Annotated in this window: 11 protein-coding genes and 2 pseudogenes; all 13 read left to right on the top strand. The window is 48.4% G+C overall.

Annotated features, from left to right (window positions below; all coding sequences use genetic code 11):
* The first annotated feature begins 215 nt into the window (after positions 1 to 215).
* Complete coding sequence (locus AC6ESP_RS21925; protein WP_497098866.1) at positions 216 to 3,446, top strand: InlB B-repeat-containing protein; 3,231 nt, start codon at positions 216 to 218, stop codon at positions 3,444 to 3,446.
* Positions 3,447 to 3,568: 122 nt separating this feature from the next.
* Positions 3,569 to 4,048, top strand: coding sequence for a DinB family protein (locus tag AC6ESP_RS21920; RefSeq protein ID WP_497098865.1), 480 nt, complete (start codon positions 3,569 to 3,571; stop codon positions 4,046 to 4,048).
* A gap of 258 nt (positions 4,049 to 4,306) precedes the next feature.
* Positions 4,307 to 4,675 carry an IS66 family insertion sequence element accessory protein TnpA gene (gene tnpA / locus AC6ESP_RS21915; RefSeq protein WP_497098864.1) on the top strand — a complete coding sequence of 123 codons (369 nt, stop codon included), beginning with the start codon at positions 4,307 to 4,309 and terminating at the stop codon, positions 4,673 to 4,675.
* Positions 4,632 to 4,984, top strand: a pseudogene (tnpB, locus tag AC6ESP_RS21910) (IS66 family insertion sequence element accessory protein TnpB). Before tnpA ends, tnpB begins: the two are co-directional and overlap by 44 nt.
* Before the next feature lie 69 nt (positions 4,985 to 5,053).
* A pseudogene (gene tnpC / locus AC6ESP_RS21905) lies at positions 5,054 to 6,634 on the top strand (IS66 family transposase).
* A 402-nt stretch (positions 6,635 to 7,036) separates the two neighbouring features.
* Positions 7,037 to 7,987 (top strand): carbohydrate ABC transporter permease, encoded by a 951-nt coding sequence (locus AC6ESP_RS21900; protein WP_497098863.1) that lies wholly within the window; start codon positions 7,037 to 7,039, stop codon positions 7,985 to 7,987.
* A gap of 13 nt (positions 7,988 to 8,000) precedes the next feature.
* Positions 8,001 to 8,831, top strand: a complete 831-nt coding sequence (locus AC6ESP_RS21895; RefSeq protein ID WP_497098862.1) for a carbohydrate ABC transporter permease — start codon at positions 8,001 to 8,003, stop codon at positions 8,829 to 8,831.
* A gap of 18 nt (positions 8,832 to 8,849) precedes the next feature.
* Positions 8,850 to 10,400 (top strand): response regulator transcription factor, encoded by a 1,551-nt coding sequence (locus AC6ESP_RS21890; RefSeq protein WP_497098861.1) that lies wholly within the window; start codon positions 8,850 to 8,852, stop codon positions 10,398 to 10,400.
* On the top strand, positions 10,397 to 12,106 hold the full coding sequence (locus tag AC6ESP_RS21885) for a sensor histidine kinase (RefSeq protein ID WP_497098860.1): 1,710 nt from the start codon (positions 10,397 to 10,399) through the stop codon (positions 12,104 to 12,106). Before AC6ESP_RS21890 ends, AC6ESP_RS21885 begins: the two co-directional genes overlap by 4 nt.
* 105 nt (positions 12,107 to 12,211) lie before the next feature.
* Positions 12,212 to 13,654: an ABC transporter substrate-binding protein gene (locus tag AC6ESP_RS21880; RefSeq protein WP_497098859.1), complete on the top strand. Its 1,443-nt coding sequence runs from the start codon at positions 12,212 to 12,214 to the stop codon at positions 13,652 to 13,654.
* A gap of 216 nt (positions 13,655 to 13,870) precedes the next feature.
* Positions 13,871 to 15,031: a galactonate dehydratase gene (gene dgoD, locus AC6ESP_RS21875; RefSeq protein ID WP_497098858.1), complete on the top strand. Its 1,161-nt coding sequence runs from the start codon at positions 13,871 to 13,873 to the stop codon at positions 15,029 to 15,031.
* Between the two features lie 30 nt (positions 15,032 to 15,061).
* Positions 15,062 to 15,814 carry an SDR family NAD(P)-dependent oxidoreductase gene (locus AC6ESP_RS21870; protein ID WP_497098857.1) on the top strand — a complete coding sequence of 251 codons (753 nt, stop codon included), beginning with the start codon at positions 15,062 to 15,064 and terminating at the stop codon, positions 15,812 to 15,814.
* A 20-nt stretch (positions 15,815 to 15,834) separates the two neighbouring features.
* Entirely contained in the window at positions 15,835 to 17,796 is a 1,962-nt protein-coding gene (locus AC6ESP_RS21865; RefSeq protein WP_497098856.1) for a DUF6259 domain-containing protein, read from the top strand.
* The last annotated feature ends 84 nt before the right edge of the window (positions 17,797 to 17,880 follow it).

Here is a 17,880-nt window from a genome sequence, read left to right as displayed (position 1 = left end):
TTTTTCTTGCTTGTATAAAATTCGAAACGGCATAGGACTATTTCCTATGCCGTTTCGGATTCATTTTCTATTCACGATCTTGTCTCTGAGTTTAACTTAATGACATTGCCCCGCGGGGTAGGTCTTTTTATGTTTTCAAAGATTTATAATTGATTCGTATGGTCATTTTATAACGGGATATATTCGTACTTTAGAAAAGGTGAGTGAGAGATTCAATGATTAGAAGGTGTATTTCTTTATTAACGGTATTATTTATGCTAGCGGGAATGGTTCCATCTTTGATTTTTGCCTCTCCGGTAACATTCTCAGTAACCTTCGACACGCAGGGAGGCAGCGCGGTTGCGAGTGTCACCGGCGTAAGCTCGGGAGCCGCGATCAGCGCCCCTGCAGCTCCAACACGAATCGGCTATGCCTTCGCAGGTTGGTATAAAGCATCGAACAACCCGTGGAATTTCAGCACGGATACGGTGACTTCGGACATCACGCTGTATGCGAAGTGGACGGCGAACAGCAATGCGGATTTGAGGAATTTGACTTTTTTCCTAGATGATGGTCGAGCTTTTAACATTTATTTTGAACCTGGCAAAACCAGCTATGCTTTAAGCAACTTATATGGTGTGACCAGCCTCCTGGTAGAGTCGGTAGTGGCGGACAGCAGGGCGACGGTGAAGGTGAACGGGATGGCGGTGGCAAGTGGTAGCCGGTCACCGGTTAATCTGAACGTGGGCAGTAATACGATTACTGTACTGGTGACGGCGCAGGACGGAACGACGAAGACGTACACTTTGACGGTGACGCGTTTGCTCAGCATTGACTCGATTTTGAACGGTTTGACGATATCGAGCGGTACGGTGCCTGAGAAGGACCCAACGGACTATACGAAATACTTTGCTGACGTGGCGAACAGTGTGAGCAGCATCACGATTACGCCGACGGCGAGAGATAGCAAGTCAACGATAACGGTAAACGGTATGGTAGTGGTAAGCGGCAGTGCATCGGGAGTGGTTAACCTGGATGTCGGCAAAAACACGATCACGATAATCGTGACAGCGGAGGACGGAACGTCAAAGAACACATACACGTTGACGGTAATGCGGGCTGAATTGGTCTTGGAGACATACACGGTAACCTTCGACACACAGGGAGGCAGCGCGGTCACGAACGTCACCGGCGTGAGCTCGGGAGCTATGATCTCCGCCCCTACAGATCCGACGAAAAGCCGCTACATTTTTGCTGGTTGGTATAAGGAAGCAACTTACGCTACCCTGTGGAATTTTAGCACCGACATGGTGATTGCGAACAAAACGCTGTACGCGAAATGGACGGCGATTCCGGCGACGTACACGGTAACCTTCGACACGCAGGGAGGCAGCTCTGTCGCGAGTGTCACCGGCGTAAGCTCGGGAGCTACGATCTCCGCACCGGCAGATCCGACGAGGAGCGGCTACATTTTTGCTGGTTGGTATAAGGAAGCAACTTACGCTACCCTGTGGAATTTTAGCACCGACATGGTGATTGCGAACAAAACGCTGTACGCGAAATGGACGGCGATCCCGGCGACGTACACGGTAACCTTCGACACGCAGGGAGGTAGCTCTGTCGCGAGTGTCACCGGCGTAAGCTCGGGAGCTACGATCACCGCACCGGCAGATCCGACGAAAAGTGGCTACACTTTTGCAGGTTGGTATAAGGAAGCAACCTACGTTACCTCGTGGAACTTCGGCACGGATACGGTGACGGCAAACACGACGCTGTACGCGAAATGGACGGCGGCCGCGGCGACGTACACGGTAACCTTCGATTCGCAGGGAGGCAGCTTGGTCACGAGCAGATACGGCGTGAGCTCGGGAGCTACGATCACTGCCCCTGCTGATCCGACGAGGAGCGGCTACACTTTTGCGGGTTGGTATAAGGAAGCAACATACGTTACCTTGTGGGACTATGGCACGGATACGGTGACGGCGAACCTAACGTTGTACGCGAAATGGACGGCGATCCCGGCGACGTACACGGTAACCTTCGATTCGCAGGGAGGCAGCGCGGTCACTAACGTCACCGGCGTGAGCTCGGGAGCTACGATCTCCGCCCCTACAGATCCGACGAAAAGCGGCTACACTTTTGCGGGTTGGTATAAGGAAGCAACATACGTTACCATGTGGAACTATAGCACGGATACGGTGATTGCGAACACGACCCTGTACGCGAAATGGACGACGGCCGCGGCGACGTACACGGTAACCTTCGATACGCAGGGAGGCAGCTTGGTCACAAGCAGATACGGCGTGAGCTCGGGAGCAACGATCTCCGCACCGGCGGATCCGACGAGAAACGGCTACAATTTTGCGGGTTGGTATAAGGAGGCAACATACGTTACCATGTGGAACTATGGCACGGATACGGTGATTGCGAACACGACTCTGTACGCAAAATGGACGGCGATCCATAGCAGTGGTGGTGGTGGTGTCCCAACACCACCGAATGACAGCAAAGTGATCTCAAAGGATGGCGTAATATCGCTTCCCACAGGCAAAATTGGCGAGGTTCATTTGGACGATGAGATTACGATTGAAATTCCGGCTAACGCAACAAAAAAAGATTTAAAACTAACGATCGAAAAAGTATTGGAAACACAAAGTCTACTACTGAATAATGAAGTACTCGTCAGCCCGATCTTTGAAATTCTGAAAAATTTCCCGGAAAATTTCAACAAACCAGTAAAGATGACCATTGTTTTTGAACCAGCAAGCTTGGAGGAAGGTCAAATACCATCTATTTTCTACTTTGACGAAGCGATGAGGAAATGGGTAATGGTTGGTGGTATCGTAAAAGGCAATCGGATCAGCGTAGAGGTTGATCATTTTACGAAATATGCGATACTTGCAGTAGATCAGCCATCTGAAGTGAAAGTTAGCTTCAACGATATCTCTGGACACTGGGCAGCGGCGGGCATTATTCAAGCGGTAAAGGACGGAATCGTCGAAGGTTATCCGGATGAGACTTTTAAGCCCGATCATGCGGTTACTCGCGCGGAATTCGCGGTCATGCTGATGAAGGCGCTGAAGCGACAAGATGAAGGAGCGGCATTAACGTTCACTGATACAATGGAGTGCCCGTCTTGGGCACGGAAGGCAGTTGCGCAAGCGGTACAAACAGGCATTATTAAAGGCTATGAGGACGGCACTTTCCGTCCGAATACTGCAATTACACGCGCTGAGATGGCAACAATAATCGCAAAATCGCTTAAGCTGTCAATCGAAGTGAATACTGCAACCGGCTTCGCAGACGACAAGAACATCCCATCTTGGGTGAAAGGCGTAGCAGCGGCAATAAAGAAGGTTGGCATTATGGAAGGTACAGGCGCAAATCAATTCAATTCCGATGCTCATGCGACAAGAGCAGAGGCTGTAACGATTCTATTGAGAATGTTGGCGGTAATGAGCAAGTAGAGTAATAATCGGTGGGTTACCCTGATGGCGGTTCACCAAACTGCCTAAGGGTAACCCTTGTTTTCAAATACGTGAATGAGATGATCGGAATTGCTTCAATTTGTAGTGGGGGTGGAGTTTAGATGAATGCAACTGATTTAATAATTATTAATTTTGAAGAAATTAGACGTAGAAGTATAAAAGTATGGAAAGCTATACCTGAAGAAATGTTAAATTGGAAACCTGATGAAGACGCTCTTACTTGTGCTGAAATGATTAGACATTTATTACAAGGTGAGTTTCTTTTTCACCAAGTTCTTATAGGGAGAGGTAGTAAAGCGCTATCTAATTTGTATAATCCCTTTGAAGCAAAAGAAATTACATCAGTAGATGATGAACTAGAATTTGCACTGCCTTATCGTGAGGAATTCTTGAAATACATAAAAACAATTAGTATAAACGACTTAGAAAATATAGAAATAGACCTTTATGATGTAGGTGGTTATATTAAAACACTTGGGGATATGTTATTACGCATTGCTTACCACGAAGCTGTTCACACAGGTCAGTTGTTAAACTATATGAGAACAATGGGGATAGACCGCCCTAAGATATGGGATTGATAGTTTAGAACAGGCTTTGACTTTGTTAAAGTCTTTTTTATGCAATTTCACGACCTTTCATAGACTCACGAAAGAAGGTTTCATCACTTTCAACGATACCTTGCAATAAAGCTTGGAGCAAATAATTGCGCGCAAGCGCTGCAGCAGGCTAAACAATTACAGATACTTGTTTGGTAAGCGTCAAACCCAGCCCACCTTCAACGTCCAATCCATTCATGAGAAAATAAATGAAGGCAACCCAATCGAGGAGGTTGCCTCATGACCACGAGAGAACAACATCGCCAAGCATGGATAGAACGTGTTGCAAATTACAGATCCAGCGGTCTCACAATGGCTGCTTGGTGTAATGCCAATTCCTTCACAAAAGAACAACTGAAATACTGGCTTCGCAAAACGAAAGCTGTTTCTTCCCCGGCTGCACCATCTCCTTCTCCTCGTTTTGTGCCACTTACGTTGGCCGAAAATAAAGATACTAGCACCCTTTCGTCTTCTCTGATTGTACGTATCGGACAAGCCAGTATCGAGCTTCGAACCGGCTTCGATCCTCACTTACTCCGAAAATCGTGCTCGCACTTGAGGCGCCATGTTAACTTTGCCAAGCGTCCAGCGCGTGTATCTCGCTTGTAGATCAACGGATCTTCGCAAGTCAATCGATGGGTTAGCCGCACTTGTTCAAGCAGGTTTTGGACTCGATCCGTTCTCTCCGTGCTTGTTTGTGTTCTGCAATCGTGAGCGCAATAAGCTTAAAATCCTGTACTGGGAGCACAACGCTTTTGGCTGTTCTATCGTCGCCTTGAACGAGGCCATTTTGAGTGGCCAAAGGAGAATGAGGGCACCGTTACCGTCTCTTCCCGTGAGCTTCGTTGGTTGCTCGATGGGCTTGCCCTCAGCCAGCGCCAAGCACACCTGCAAGTCGTCGCAAATACGGTCATTTAACGAAAATGTTCGCCATTTCGACATAGCTCGAAGTAGGATATTCTGCTTACATTGCGAATCATTTAAGGTATGGAAAACCAAACAGAAAATCAACCCCTTACAATAGAAGAACTGGAACAGAAAACAGCTAAACAAGACGCACAAATTGCAGAACTGTCGGCCAAGCTCAAATGGTACGAAGAGCAGTTCCGTCTTGCGCAGCAGAAGCGATTCGGCGCCTCGAGCGAGAAAACGTATCCTGATCAGATTGAACTCAATCTGTTTAATGAAGCTGAGGTGCTGGCGACACCCGCCACCCAGGAGCCGGACGTCGAAACGGTCACTTACAGCCGCAAAAAGTCTAGCGGCAACCGCGAGGCTAAGCTGGATCAATTCCCTGTAGAGACCATCACGTATACGTTGCCTGAGGAGGAGCAAGTCTGCGCCTGCTGCGGAGGTGCGCTTCATGAGATGAGCACCGAGACGCGAAATGAAATTGCGGTCATTCCTGCGGAAGTGAAGGTGACGCGGCATGTGCGCCTTGTCTATTCCTGTCGTCACTGTGAGCGTGAGGAAATTCGTACGCCGATCGTAACGGCTCCTATGCCAAAGCCCATTTATCCGGGAAGTTTGGCTTCCCCATCGATCATGGCGCATGTCATGAGTCAAAAATATGTAGACAGCCAGCCGCTGTATCGGCAGGAGCAACAATTTGCCCGTTTGGGTCTAACGATCTCTCGGCAGACGCTAGCCAACTGGATGATGTACGGCGCGGATCAATGGCTATCGCTGCTAACGGACCGTATGCGAGAACACCTGCTCATTCAGGACATCCTACATGCCGATGAGACTACCCTTCAAGTGCTTCGCGAACCGGAGAAGTCGGCAGAATCGCAATCGTATCTGTGGCTGTATCGAACGGGTCGTATGGGTCCACCCATCGTCCTGTATGACTACCGGCCAACACGTGGCGGCGAGCATCCACGGAATTTTTTGAAGGGATTCCGTGGTTACCTTCATGTGGACGGTTATCCTGGCTACCACAAGGTGCAAAACGCCAAGCTGGTGGGATGCTGGGCGCATGCGAGGCGCAAGTTTGATGAGGCACTAAAAGCATTACCAGCCTCCCAAGATAAAACAGAAACGGTTGCTCAGTAGGGCTTGCAATTCTGCAATCAACTCTTTACCATTGAGCGCGAGTTGAAAGACAAGACACCAGAAGATCGTTACACCATCCGTCAGGAAAAAAGTCTTCCTGTTCTGGATGCTTATTTCGCATGGCTGCGTCAAGTACGGTCTCGTACATTGCCGAAGAGTAAACTTGGAGAAGCTATCGGCTACAGCTTGAACCAATGGGACAAGCTGACGGCATTCTTAGAGGATGGGCGGCTAGAGATCGACAACAATCGCAGTGAAAGAGCGATTAAGCCGTTTGTCATTGGAAGAAAGAACTGGCCTTTCGCCAATACGCCTCGCGGTGCAAAGGCGAGCAGCATCATCTATAGTGTAATGGAAACAGCCAAAGAAAACGGGCTGAATCCGTTTAAATATCTGGTGTATCTATTCGAGCAGCTTCCGCAACTACTCGATCCAAAAGATCCAGAAGCGCTAGACAAACTATTGCCATGGTCGACATCACTACCGCTGACTTGCCGCGTGTTTAAGTCTTAATCCAGCTTATATCTTAGCCCTCATCTTGATGACAAGGTGTGGGCTATTTGACGCTTACTCTACAAAGGCGACTGCTGTGCTTTTCATTTATTCATTTAACCTAACAAATCACCAGGCAACCAAGAAGGATGTCTGGTGATTTCTCTTACCCGCATTTCCACGCAAAGACTCCGCTTTGTGGGGTTATTTGGCAGGGGCATGAATCTCGGGCTAGAATTTCTCCTGTTATGTGCAGTATATATAAAGTTTAAGGGGGGGATAGTCGAAAAGGGTGGTGCTATAATAGCGTTACCAATACAAAGAAGGGGGCAATACCCATGAATACTAGCGTGAAGCATTGGATTTCCTCGTTGGGGCTACGAGGCCTTCTGCCAGCAGATGGAATAAAGGAGGACGGAAGGGATGACTGATTTATCCGTAAAGTCTGACATCACTCCGGCTGTGAGTGTGAGAGCCCTAAACCCCTTTCGACTCTTTTGGAGAAATTATGGCGCCGCGTACCTCATGCTGCTGATTCCTGTTTGCTGCTTTGTTATTTTTTCCTTATACCCGATTGCTTGGGCGGTTAAATACGTTTTTTATTACTATGATGGAGTTAGGCCGGAGCGGTTTACGGGGCTGGCTAATTTTCGAGGACTGATGGATGATCAAATTTACTGGTCTAGCCTCTGGAAGCAGGCTCTTTTCTCCCTGAAAATCATCCTTGAGATTCCTCTTGCCTTTATGCTGGCTCTGTTACTCAGTTCGCAAATGAAAGGAAAAAATGTGTTTCGGGCCATGTTTGTTATGCCTTACATTCTGCCGGCCTCAACGATGGCCTTGGTGGTTTATATCCTGCTGAACCCGTACAACGGGGGGCTTAATCAGCTGCTGCTCGCCTTAAACCTGATCGATCAACCCATTGCCTTCCTGTCAGGCGGGTGGACAGCTCTTGTTAGCGGGATGGTTTTAGACGCCTGGCAGAATTTCGGGATCAATATGCTGCTTTTTCTTGTAGGTCTGACCAGCATTCCGAAGGATGTCTATGAAAGCGCTGATATCGACGGAGCTACGGGGTGGACCAGGGTGCGTTATATCTCCCTTCCAATGATGGGGCGGATTCTGCAGATGATTTTGTTCCTGTCTATTCTAGGGACACTCAAGTCGATGGGCCCCTTTCTCGTCCTTACTGATGGTGGACCGAACTATGCTACCGAGCTGACCTTCTTGTATATTTTTCATCAGTTTTTCGGAGGAGATGCAGGCACCAATTATGGCTACGGGGCAACGGTGGCGGTGTTTACGGCACTTATCCTGGTCGTGATATCGATAGGCTACTTCAAGTTGACTAAGAAAATGGATTATCATAATTAAGGAGGACAGTAAGGTGAAACATCTGTTAAAGTGGTTAAAGTATGTAATTTTATCTGTCGTCGCCTTCCTAACATTGATTCCGGTGCTTTACGTCTTGTTTTATTCCTTCAAATCCAATCAGGAACTGATTACAGGTGGCGGCTTGCTACCCCGGAAGTGGATATTCTCCAACTATTCGGAGGTATGGGAAGAGCTGAATTTCTCCCTGTATTTCTATAACTCGGTGATTTTTGCTACGGTCAGCTCTGGGCTGAGTGTGTTTATGGGGGCGATGTCTGGGTATGTTTTTGCAAGAACCAAATTTCCTGGCAAACGACTGCTCTCTCTGTTGATTATCGGGGTGATGTTCGTCAGCCTGGGTCCGATGACCTTGTTTCCCAAGTTCAAGCTCGCTGTGGATTGGGGATTGACGAACAGTATTTTTACGATCCCTCTTGCTGCCTTGTATGGTTTGGGGGCTAGTGTTTTCTTGTACGAAGGCTTCGTTAAATCGCTCGGCAAGGAGATGGATGAGGCGGCAATTGTTGATGGGGCATCCTATTTCAAGCGTTTTTACCGACTGACACTGCCGTTGATGGCTCCGATTACCGCTACTTTTTTCCTGTTGGAATTTATTGCGGAATGGAACACTTATATTTTCCCTTTAGTCATGAGTATCGGTAATCCGGATACCAAAACACTGACTGTAGGTGTGGTTGAACTGCGGAATATGGGTTCTGGAGCAGCGGCCTGGAACTTGTTGCTGGCGGGCTCGATGATTTCTGTAATTCCCGTACTCGTCGTATTTATTGTATTAAACCGGCAAATTGTAGGTGGACTTGCGCAAGGTGCTGTGAAGGGTTAACAGATCGGAGGATGCAGCATGTATAAAGTGTTGATTGTGGATGATGAGCATTTTATTCGGGAAAGACTAGTCACAATTATTCCTTGGGAAGAATACGATCTCGTGGTTGCCAGTGTAGCAGAGGATGGAGAGAGCGCCCTGGAACAAATCCGGACTGTATCTCCGGATATTGTCATATCCGACATCAGAATGCCGGATATGACAGGATTAGAGATGATAGCCCGGGCTGAGGCATATCGGCCGAATACCCAGTTTATCATTCTCAGTGCTTACAGTGAATTCGAATATGCCCACAGAGCACTCCAGTTGGGTGTAACGGATTATCTACTCAAGCCGACGAAGCCTGAAGAATTACTGCAGGTTCTTCTTAAGCAGGTGGATAGGCTGGAGCAGCTTAAGGTGCTAAGAAAACGTGACCACCGCAATCGATATTATGAGGAATCCATCCGCTCCCAGTATATTCAGGAGCTCATATTAGGAGATCAACCTGGCTATGAGTGGAAAGAGGAGTGTGTTCAGGTAGGGCTGAAATGGCTGCTAGATGGCGAGTTGAGACTGCACCTGATTACGTTGGATAGGGCTGATCAACACGGTCATATGGAGTCTGCTAAGACTGACCAGTTTGCCGTGCAGAATGTCATGTTCGAGCTTATAGCCGAATACGATGCTATTTGCCCGATTCGCCTTTCCTTCGGTAAATGGCTGCTGGTTACGGGAGGCATCACCTCCCAAGAGGAGCTCCTCGTCTTTGCCCGGCGATTATACGACTCTATAGACCGATTCACCAAAAAGAAAGTACACATTATGATTTCAGAGTCTGGACAAAGTCCGCTCCAACTGTCTAGATTGTTTTGGGAAACGGAGAAAATGATGGAATATATGGGAGCGAATCCGGAGGAGCCGGTTCGCTTTCTTTTGCCGTCCCGTGACGAAATGGCCTATGTTCAATGGACGAAGCCTATGGCGGAGCTCATTGGGTGGATGCTGCAGGGAGATACAGACCGAGTGATCGAGTGGCTAAACCAATTGGCTCCTGCCTTTATGGAATGGGAGCTGAATGCGGCGAAGCGCTGGTGCTTTGAATGGCTGTCCACGATACGGGAGCATGCCCAGGTTGATGGTGAAGGACTCCTGCCGAATACAGATGACTTAAGGATGCGCATCTCCGGTCATACGAAAATCAAGGAACTTCTGTATTTCTTTACCCACGAGATCCATCATTTACTCCGTCAGCGGCATGGTAAAGGAATTCATCGGTTGATTCGTCTTGCTCTGGAGCGGATTGGCAGGGAATACGAACAGGATCTCCAGCTGACCACCATTGCCGAGGATTTAGGCCTTTCCCCCGTTTACTTGAGTGAGCTGTTCAAGCAGCAAACGGGAGTCACCTTCCGTGCTCACCTGCTTCGGGCCCGCATGGGCGCAGCAATCAGGCTGCTGAAGGAACCCACGCTTAAGGTTTATGAGGTGTCCTATAAAGTCGGGTACAACAAGGTAGAGCATTTTGTGAAGTTGTTCAAAAAGGAATATGGTATGACACCTTCGGAATATCGGGGGGCTCTTGTATGAAGCAGCGCCGCCCTCCCTTCCGCCGTTTTCACCAAAAGCTGTTCTTGCTTATGCTCGCATTGGCGCTCCTTCCACTACTGGCTGTCGGCCTTGTTAATATCCTCGTGACCTCCAATTTATTTACCCGGCAATTGGAAGAAAGCGCGGATTTGATCCTGTCTCGCACAGCTGCCCCTCTGGGACAGCTGTACCAGGAATTTAAAACAGCAGAGGGGCTGCTTCTTCAGGATGATGAGCTGATGCAGGCTTTTGCAAATCCGCAAGCTCCTATTCTCAGACAGGTTGAGGTGGCCAACCGGCTATCTCAGTATCTGAGCAATATTAAGTATATTAACGCCGACTTTCGCGTTTCCTTTCTCTTACCCCGAAATCACTATCTTTCCAGCTACGGCCTTCCTGTGAAAAATGATCCCGCTCGTATTGAAAGCTTTTCTCTGGACAAACGAACGCTTGAACGCGTTTACTGGCTGTCTGACGATAAAACAACGGGTGAATTCACCTGGATCGTTCCTTTAGGAAGCGTTGCCGCTCAGCAATTGCACGGTTGTCTGCTGATTACCATCCCGTACAGCTCTATGAGCGCGATGCTGGAGGAGCCGCAGCATCTAGGTCAAAGCCAGTATCTGATTGTCGATGCCGGGAATGAAAGATTAATCCGTTCTCCGGGAACAGAGGAGAATTCGGAGCTCCAGTCGAGAATCCTTCGTCTTCCTGAAGAGAAGAGTCTCTACAAGCCGGAATACAGCTTTACAGAAGGGGACAGCTATTATTCCATACGGACGATTGGGGCGGAATGGATGCTTCTCAGCATTGTGCCGCGTCATCAGGTGCTGCTGCCGCTCTACAAGGTGTATCAATGGACTATCGGCCTGGTGGGGCTACTGCTGTTGGGTATGACGCTGCTCTCCATCCGGCTGGCACGGAATTTCTCCCGTCCGATTGAACGGCTGGCCCTACTAGTTGTCCGGAAGAAAAGCGAGGGGGCCAACCTGCACATCCCGCCTTTGGTGCGGGCGGATGAAATTGGCGTCCTCTATGACGGGATTCGTGAACTGTTAATGGAAATCGGCCAGGAGCAGGTGCTGAAGAAGGAGTACCGACTGAGGCTGTTGCAGTATCAGATTAACCCGCATTTTCTCTACAACAGCCTGGATACCATCCAGTGGAAAGCGCTGGAGCACAAGGATCGGGAGCTCACCAGCATGATTGAATATTTAAGCGGCTTTCTTCGAGGAGGCTTGGATCAGATCGATGTCGTGACCGTTGAGCAGGAGCTAAGGCACTTGAATAATTATATTGGCATGCAGCAAATCCGCTACAAGGGGCGGTTTACGATTGCCATCCAGATCCCTGAGGAATTCATGCAGCAGGAGATTGTGAAAATCGCGCTTCAGCCGCTGGTGGAGAACGCCATCATGTACGGAATGAGCCGCCAGGCGGGTGGAAGTCTTATCAAGGTTGAAGGCTGGCGTGCTGCAGAGGATGCTTTTTGCATTGGTGTCTTTGATGATGGACAAGTTCTGGACGAGGAGCGGGTACAGCGGCTGCTCAGCGAGCAGGTTCCCGATCCGGACTCCTTTGGCATCCGTAATGTTCATGAGCGGATCCGGCTCTATTTTGGTGAACCCAATGGCCTGCGGATGAAGAAGCTGGAGCAGGGGAAATGCTTTGAGCTGCTGCTTCCCTATGTGGAAAAGCTTCCATAATCGCGGCTGGTTTGTCAGTAAATACGAGTTTTGAGGGGTTAACTGCGGGTGGATTCCTTTCTATAATGAGGTTGTAATTCAAAACAAGGTGAGGGGTTGAAGCAATTGAGTAGAAAAAAATGGGGAAGCCGCAGTTTGATTACGATAGCTGCCGTGATGCTGGCTCTGTCTGCCGGGTGCTCGTCTGGTACAAACAATGGCAAGGATGCCAGCAGCACCGCGGCGGTAGAGAAAGAAAAGCCTAAGGAAAAAGTGACGATCAAGGTTTGGACCAACACACGGCATGATCTTGAGGTTCGTGAGGGCTTAATCAAAAAGTTCAATGAAACGAATCCTGACAATATCCAGATTGACTATAAGGTTTACTCGGATAACTATAACGAGCAGCTGAAGCTTGCACTGAATGCGGGTAAACTTCCGGATATTGCTTATTATATTCCCGATCTGGCCAATGCGGATTATCCACTGGATTTGAATCCCTTGATCACACCGGAAATTCGTAAACGCTTTGATAAATCCGCTCTTACAGTTCCACCAACCTCCAAGAATGGTGAACTGGACCGTGTCTTTGAGAACGTCACCACTTTTAAATTAGTTTACAATAAGGATTTGTTCAAAGCATCCGGACTTGATCCAGAGAAACCCCCAACGACCTGGCAGGAAATGCAGCAATATGCGAAACAGATAACGGCCAGTGGAGGCGGCAAGAAGTTCGGTCTCGGTCTGCCGATTAAGCAGTCGGCATTCTGGCGGTATTATGTGACTTATCCGGCAGTTGTTTCGGGAGACATTTATGGCAGGGATGGCTGGAATGCCGTAACTGGAAAATATGACTTTTTGCCTTTTGCTAAATATGTGAAATGGTGGATTGATGTGAATAAGGAAGGCAGCGTCTTTCCAGGCGTAGGAAATTATGACAACGATATGATCCGCGCCCAGTTTTCCGAGGGCAATATCGGCATGCTGTCCGCGGCCACCTGGGATATCGGGGTATTCAACGATCAGTTTCCAGCAAAAATCGACTGGGCCGTGGCAGACTTCCCTACTTGGGGAGGGGAAGTTCTGGGTGGTCCTGGCTACGAGACAGCGGGCGGATTCAGCATCAACAAAAAAACGGAGCATCTTGAAGAAGCAAAGAAGGTATGGGAATTCATGATCTCCGATGAAATGTTTGTGACGCTGGCCAAAAAGGGTCTCGGTTCCTTTACAAATCTTGCCGCTCAGGAAAAATCGATTCAACCAGTGGATCGCAAGGGATCAGCAGGTTTTGTCATCAATGGAAAGTCAACGAATTATCCGATGGCGCCACTGCTGGATTATTCCGTTTTAAACCCTCCGCTTAAAGTGGGCTCAATCGATGTCAAAAAAGCGGGCGTTGTAAATGACGTCATGTCGGAGCTGTTTATCAAGGGCAAGGAGCTTCCGGAAATTGAGAAGGAACTGCAAGAGCTGGGAGATGCGTTCAATAAACTGACGGCTGCCAATGTGGAAGCGAAAACGGTGGATTTAAACAAGTATCTGCAGCCGGATTTCAAGCCGCTGAAGTAACGGTTGATAGCAGCTATTAACGATACCGGAACTATACTTCGGTGAAAAGCTTATCTTTCGCACCACCCAGATCGCTTTGCATACAAGCTACAGAAATTTATAAAAAGGAACATCCAAACAAGAAATAGAGTGAATGCAAACCATCACGAGATCCAAAGAATCTCGTGATGATTTTAAACTAAAAATAAATATGACATGTTTCTTAGGGGTGTGGAGATGAAAATTACTGGCGTGAATACGTTTGTCGTCGATTGTTACCGGACAAACTTCGTATTCGTCAAAATTTACACAGATGAAGGTATTTCAGGGGTTGGCGAAGCAACGCTGGAGTATAAAGAGAATGCTGTAACTGGGGCAATAGAAGATATAAAACGGTACCTAATCGGGAAAAGCCCGCTTGATATCGAAGCACATTATCACAATATATATCGTGATGCCTACTGGCGGGGCGGGGCCGTTCTGATGTCTGCGCTCAGTGCAGTGGAAATGGCATTGTGGGACATTAACGGTAAATCACTGGGCGTTCCGGTTCACAGGCTGCTTGGAGGAAAGGTTCACGACAAGGTAAAGGTGTATGCCAACGGGTGGTTTGCCGGGGCCACTTGCGTAGAGGATTTTGGTGTAAAAGCCAAGGAAGCGATGCAGCGCGGATTCAAGGGGTTGAAGTGGGATCCGTTCGGCAAAGCGTACATGACTCTCTCGAATGAAGAAATGGATAAGGCTCTTGAGTGCATTGGTGTTGTGAGAGATGCCGTAGGTTATGATATGGATCTGTTCATTGAAGGGCATGGCCGTTTCAATGTACCTACAGCGATCAAGATCGCTAAGGAGATTGAAGCGTTCAAGCCAGTGTGGTTTGAAGAACCAGTTCCACCAGATAACTTAGACGCCATGGTAGATGTAAGGCGGAAATCTCCAGTGGCCATCGCAGGCGGGGAACGATTGTTTACGCGACAAGGATTCAGCGAAGTGTTCAAGCGAAGAGCGCTTGACTATGTGCAGCCGGATATCAGCCATGCCGGCGGCATTATGGAATGCCGCAAAATTGCAGCAATGGCGGAGACCAACTATATTCCATTCGCCCCGCATAATCCAAGCGGCCCCATAGCTAACGCAGCTACACTGCAATTGGCCGCCTGCACGCCTAACTTTTTTTATCTGGAAATTATGGCAAGCGATGTGCCTTGGCGCAAAGAGATCACGGACGAACAGCTGCATTTTGAGGATGGATACATGACGATCCCGGATAAACCGGGGTTAGGCATTGAACTGAACGAAGACTCAGCAATAAAGTATCCATACGTCCCTCACGATTTGCGGCATTATAACGGGCAACTTATTCAAATTCGACCGCCGGCTGCCGAGCACTACTTTTGAGTTATATCAGAAACCGAGGTGAGCATCGTTATGTTTGATTTATCTGGCAAAGTGGTCCTGGTAACGGGGTCATCGCAAGGTCTCGGACGCGGGATGATCTTAGGTATGGCTGAAGCGGGAGCTAATGTGATTATTAACGCTATGGAGATCACCGAAAGCGCACTTCAACTTGTTGAGCAAGTCAAGGCGATGGGGCGGGATGCCATTGCGATCCAAGCGGATGTCAGCCAAGAAGATGATGTCCAGAGATTGTTTCATATGGCGGTAGAGAAGTATGGACGCCTAGATGTATTGGTCAACAATGCTGGCACTTCCAGGGCGGAAACGATAGGTGAAACGTCGCTGCAAAGTTGGAATGAAATCATCAACAACAACTTGACGAGCACCTTCTTATGCTCGAAGTATGCCATGGATATCATGATGCCGCAAAAAAGCGGAAGAATTATTTCCATCAGTTCGGTCGTTGGACATCAAGGTGCTTTGTATGGCCATGTTCACTACGCTGCTAGTAAAAGCGGACAGATGGGCTTCACGAAAACGCTCGCTCGCACGGCCGCGCCTTACGGCATTACCGTTAACGCGATCGCTCCGGGCATCATCGAAACCGAATTATTGTTTCGAACGCATGGGGATGAGAAGTTAAAGAAGTTAACGGAATCCGTCCCCCTAGGCTTAGGGAAGCTTGAAGATGTTGCAGCTGCGGCGATATTCCTAGCTAGCGACGAAGCTAGGTACATAACCGGAGTTATCCTGGATGTAAACGGCGGCCTTTATTTAAGATAAGGAAAGGACAGATTGCGAAAATGACATATTCAATTAAGGCAGGACAATTACAGTTTGCTGTAGATCCGCAGGGACGGTTCGTACGTTGGTCGGCGGAGGGACTTCTATTACAAGAGAGTGCAGGAGCGGATTTCTGGAGAATTCAACTGGATGACGGCGAGTTTCGCGACATGTCTGTTCGTTCAAGTCTTCAGAGCGGGACTGTAACCGAAATTGAGGGTGGATTGGCTATCCAATATATTCAGCTCGAAGCAGAGGACGGCAATACCTATCCAGTCTTGTTTCGGGTGCAGGTCCTGGTGGTTGGAGACCAGTTGCACTTCTCATACAAGGTAAATAATCAAAGCGAGGTACGAGTTAATGAGGTCAAACTTCCGTTCATAGATGTATCCGTTGTTGCGGATGAACAGCGCTTTCGCGACGTTCTGTACCGCAGTGAGGGGCATGGACACCGACTTGCAGATCCTTGGACGGCAATTGACAGAGCTCACAGTGAATACATGTCCAGTGATGACCATGAGATTTGGCTCGACATGACCTATCCGAGTTTCGGCAGCATGGCTTGGTTTGGCGTGCAGAGCGGTTCGCATTTCCTCTATGTAGGTCGGCATGATGACAACTTCACTACGTGTGTGTTAGCCGCAGGAATAGGCCCGCGCAATAGTGATCCGCGTCTCGTTCTAGCCGTTTCTCAGTTCCCTTTGGTGCAAGGACGAGAAGAAGTTTCCTCCCCGACCTCTGTCGTAGCTTTCGTTCCCGGGGATTGGCGGCAAGGCTCGGCCATTTATAGGCAATGGGCGGACGGTTGGTTTAGTGAACCGCAGAAACCTGAATGGGTACAAGAGCTCCCCGGTTGGCAGCGGATCATCATGAAGCATCAGTTCGGCAAAATTTACTTCCGGTATGAAGATTTACCGCGTGTCTACGAGGAAGGCAAAGCGGTCGGGGTGGAAATGATTCTGCTCTTCGGTTGGTGGAAAGGCGGCTTCGATAACGGGTATCCCGTCTATGAGCCGGATCCTGCCCTTGGCGGAGAAGAAGGTTTTAAAGCAGCGATTGCGGAAGTGCAGCGCCTTGGGGGGCGTATTGCGCTTTACACAAATGGTGTACTGATCGATGTGAAATCAGACTATTACAAGGAAACCGGGCACCGGATTTGCCGCAAAAATATTGATGGTATGGAGTACAGGGAGCATTATAAATTCAACAATGACGGCATGCTGCTGCGCAATTTTGGCTACAAAAGCTTTGTGTCTGCCTGTCAGGCCACCGACGAATGGAATAAGCATCTTATTGAGATCGGTCAACAAAAACTAAGCTACAATCCGGACTCCATTTTCTACGATCAGATCGCAGGACATTTCCCTCATCTCTGTTTCGATGCATCGCATGATCATGGAAACCGTGGGGATAACGAGACGATTTGGCGTCGGCGCAATTTGCAGCAAATGCGTGAATTATGCACAGGGGATAAAGCCTTCGGCTCTGAATTCGTTGTCGACTGTTATGCGCCTCTCCTGGATTTCCATCATAGTTGCCAATACGCGAGTTTTAAAGACGACGAGTCATTCCCTGAGCTTTACCGGCAAACGTTCCCTGAGACGATCATGTCCAATCGATACATGCATGATGAGAGAAGCGATTTTAAACAGCAGCTTCACTTCGCTTTTGTGTATGGATACCGCTTTGATATTGCCATTTACCGCTGTCGGGCAACAGTGACTGCGGCTGAGGCCTATGCAAGACATATTAAGGAATTGATTGCCTTACGCGATCGCTACTCTGAATTTTTCTATCACGGTACCTTTTCACTGGATACCGACATGGAGCTGCCCGAGGGAATCATCAAAACGGAATACGTTCATAATGCGAGAAGACTCTTCGTATTCTGGAATGATACCACGGAGGAGAGAGAGATTTCTTTCCAAAACCGAACGATTCGTTTGGGGGCTAATGAGTTTCAATGTGAGATTGTGGAATAAGTAGTTTGTAGGAGGGGGCAGTAAGGTTGATCTGTGTTCAAATCGGACTGGAACAACCTTATTGTTTTTTTTTTACATTAGATA

The sequence above is a fragment of the Paenibacillus xinjiangensis genome (genome assembly GCF_059686975.1).
The sequence above is the reverse complement of the archived record's forward strand: the minus strand, read 5'-3'. Positions and strand labels throughout refer to the sequence as shown.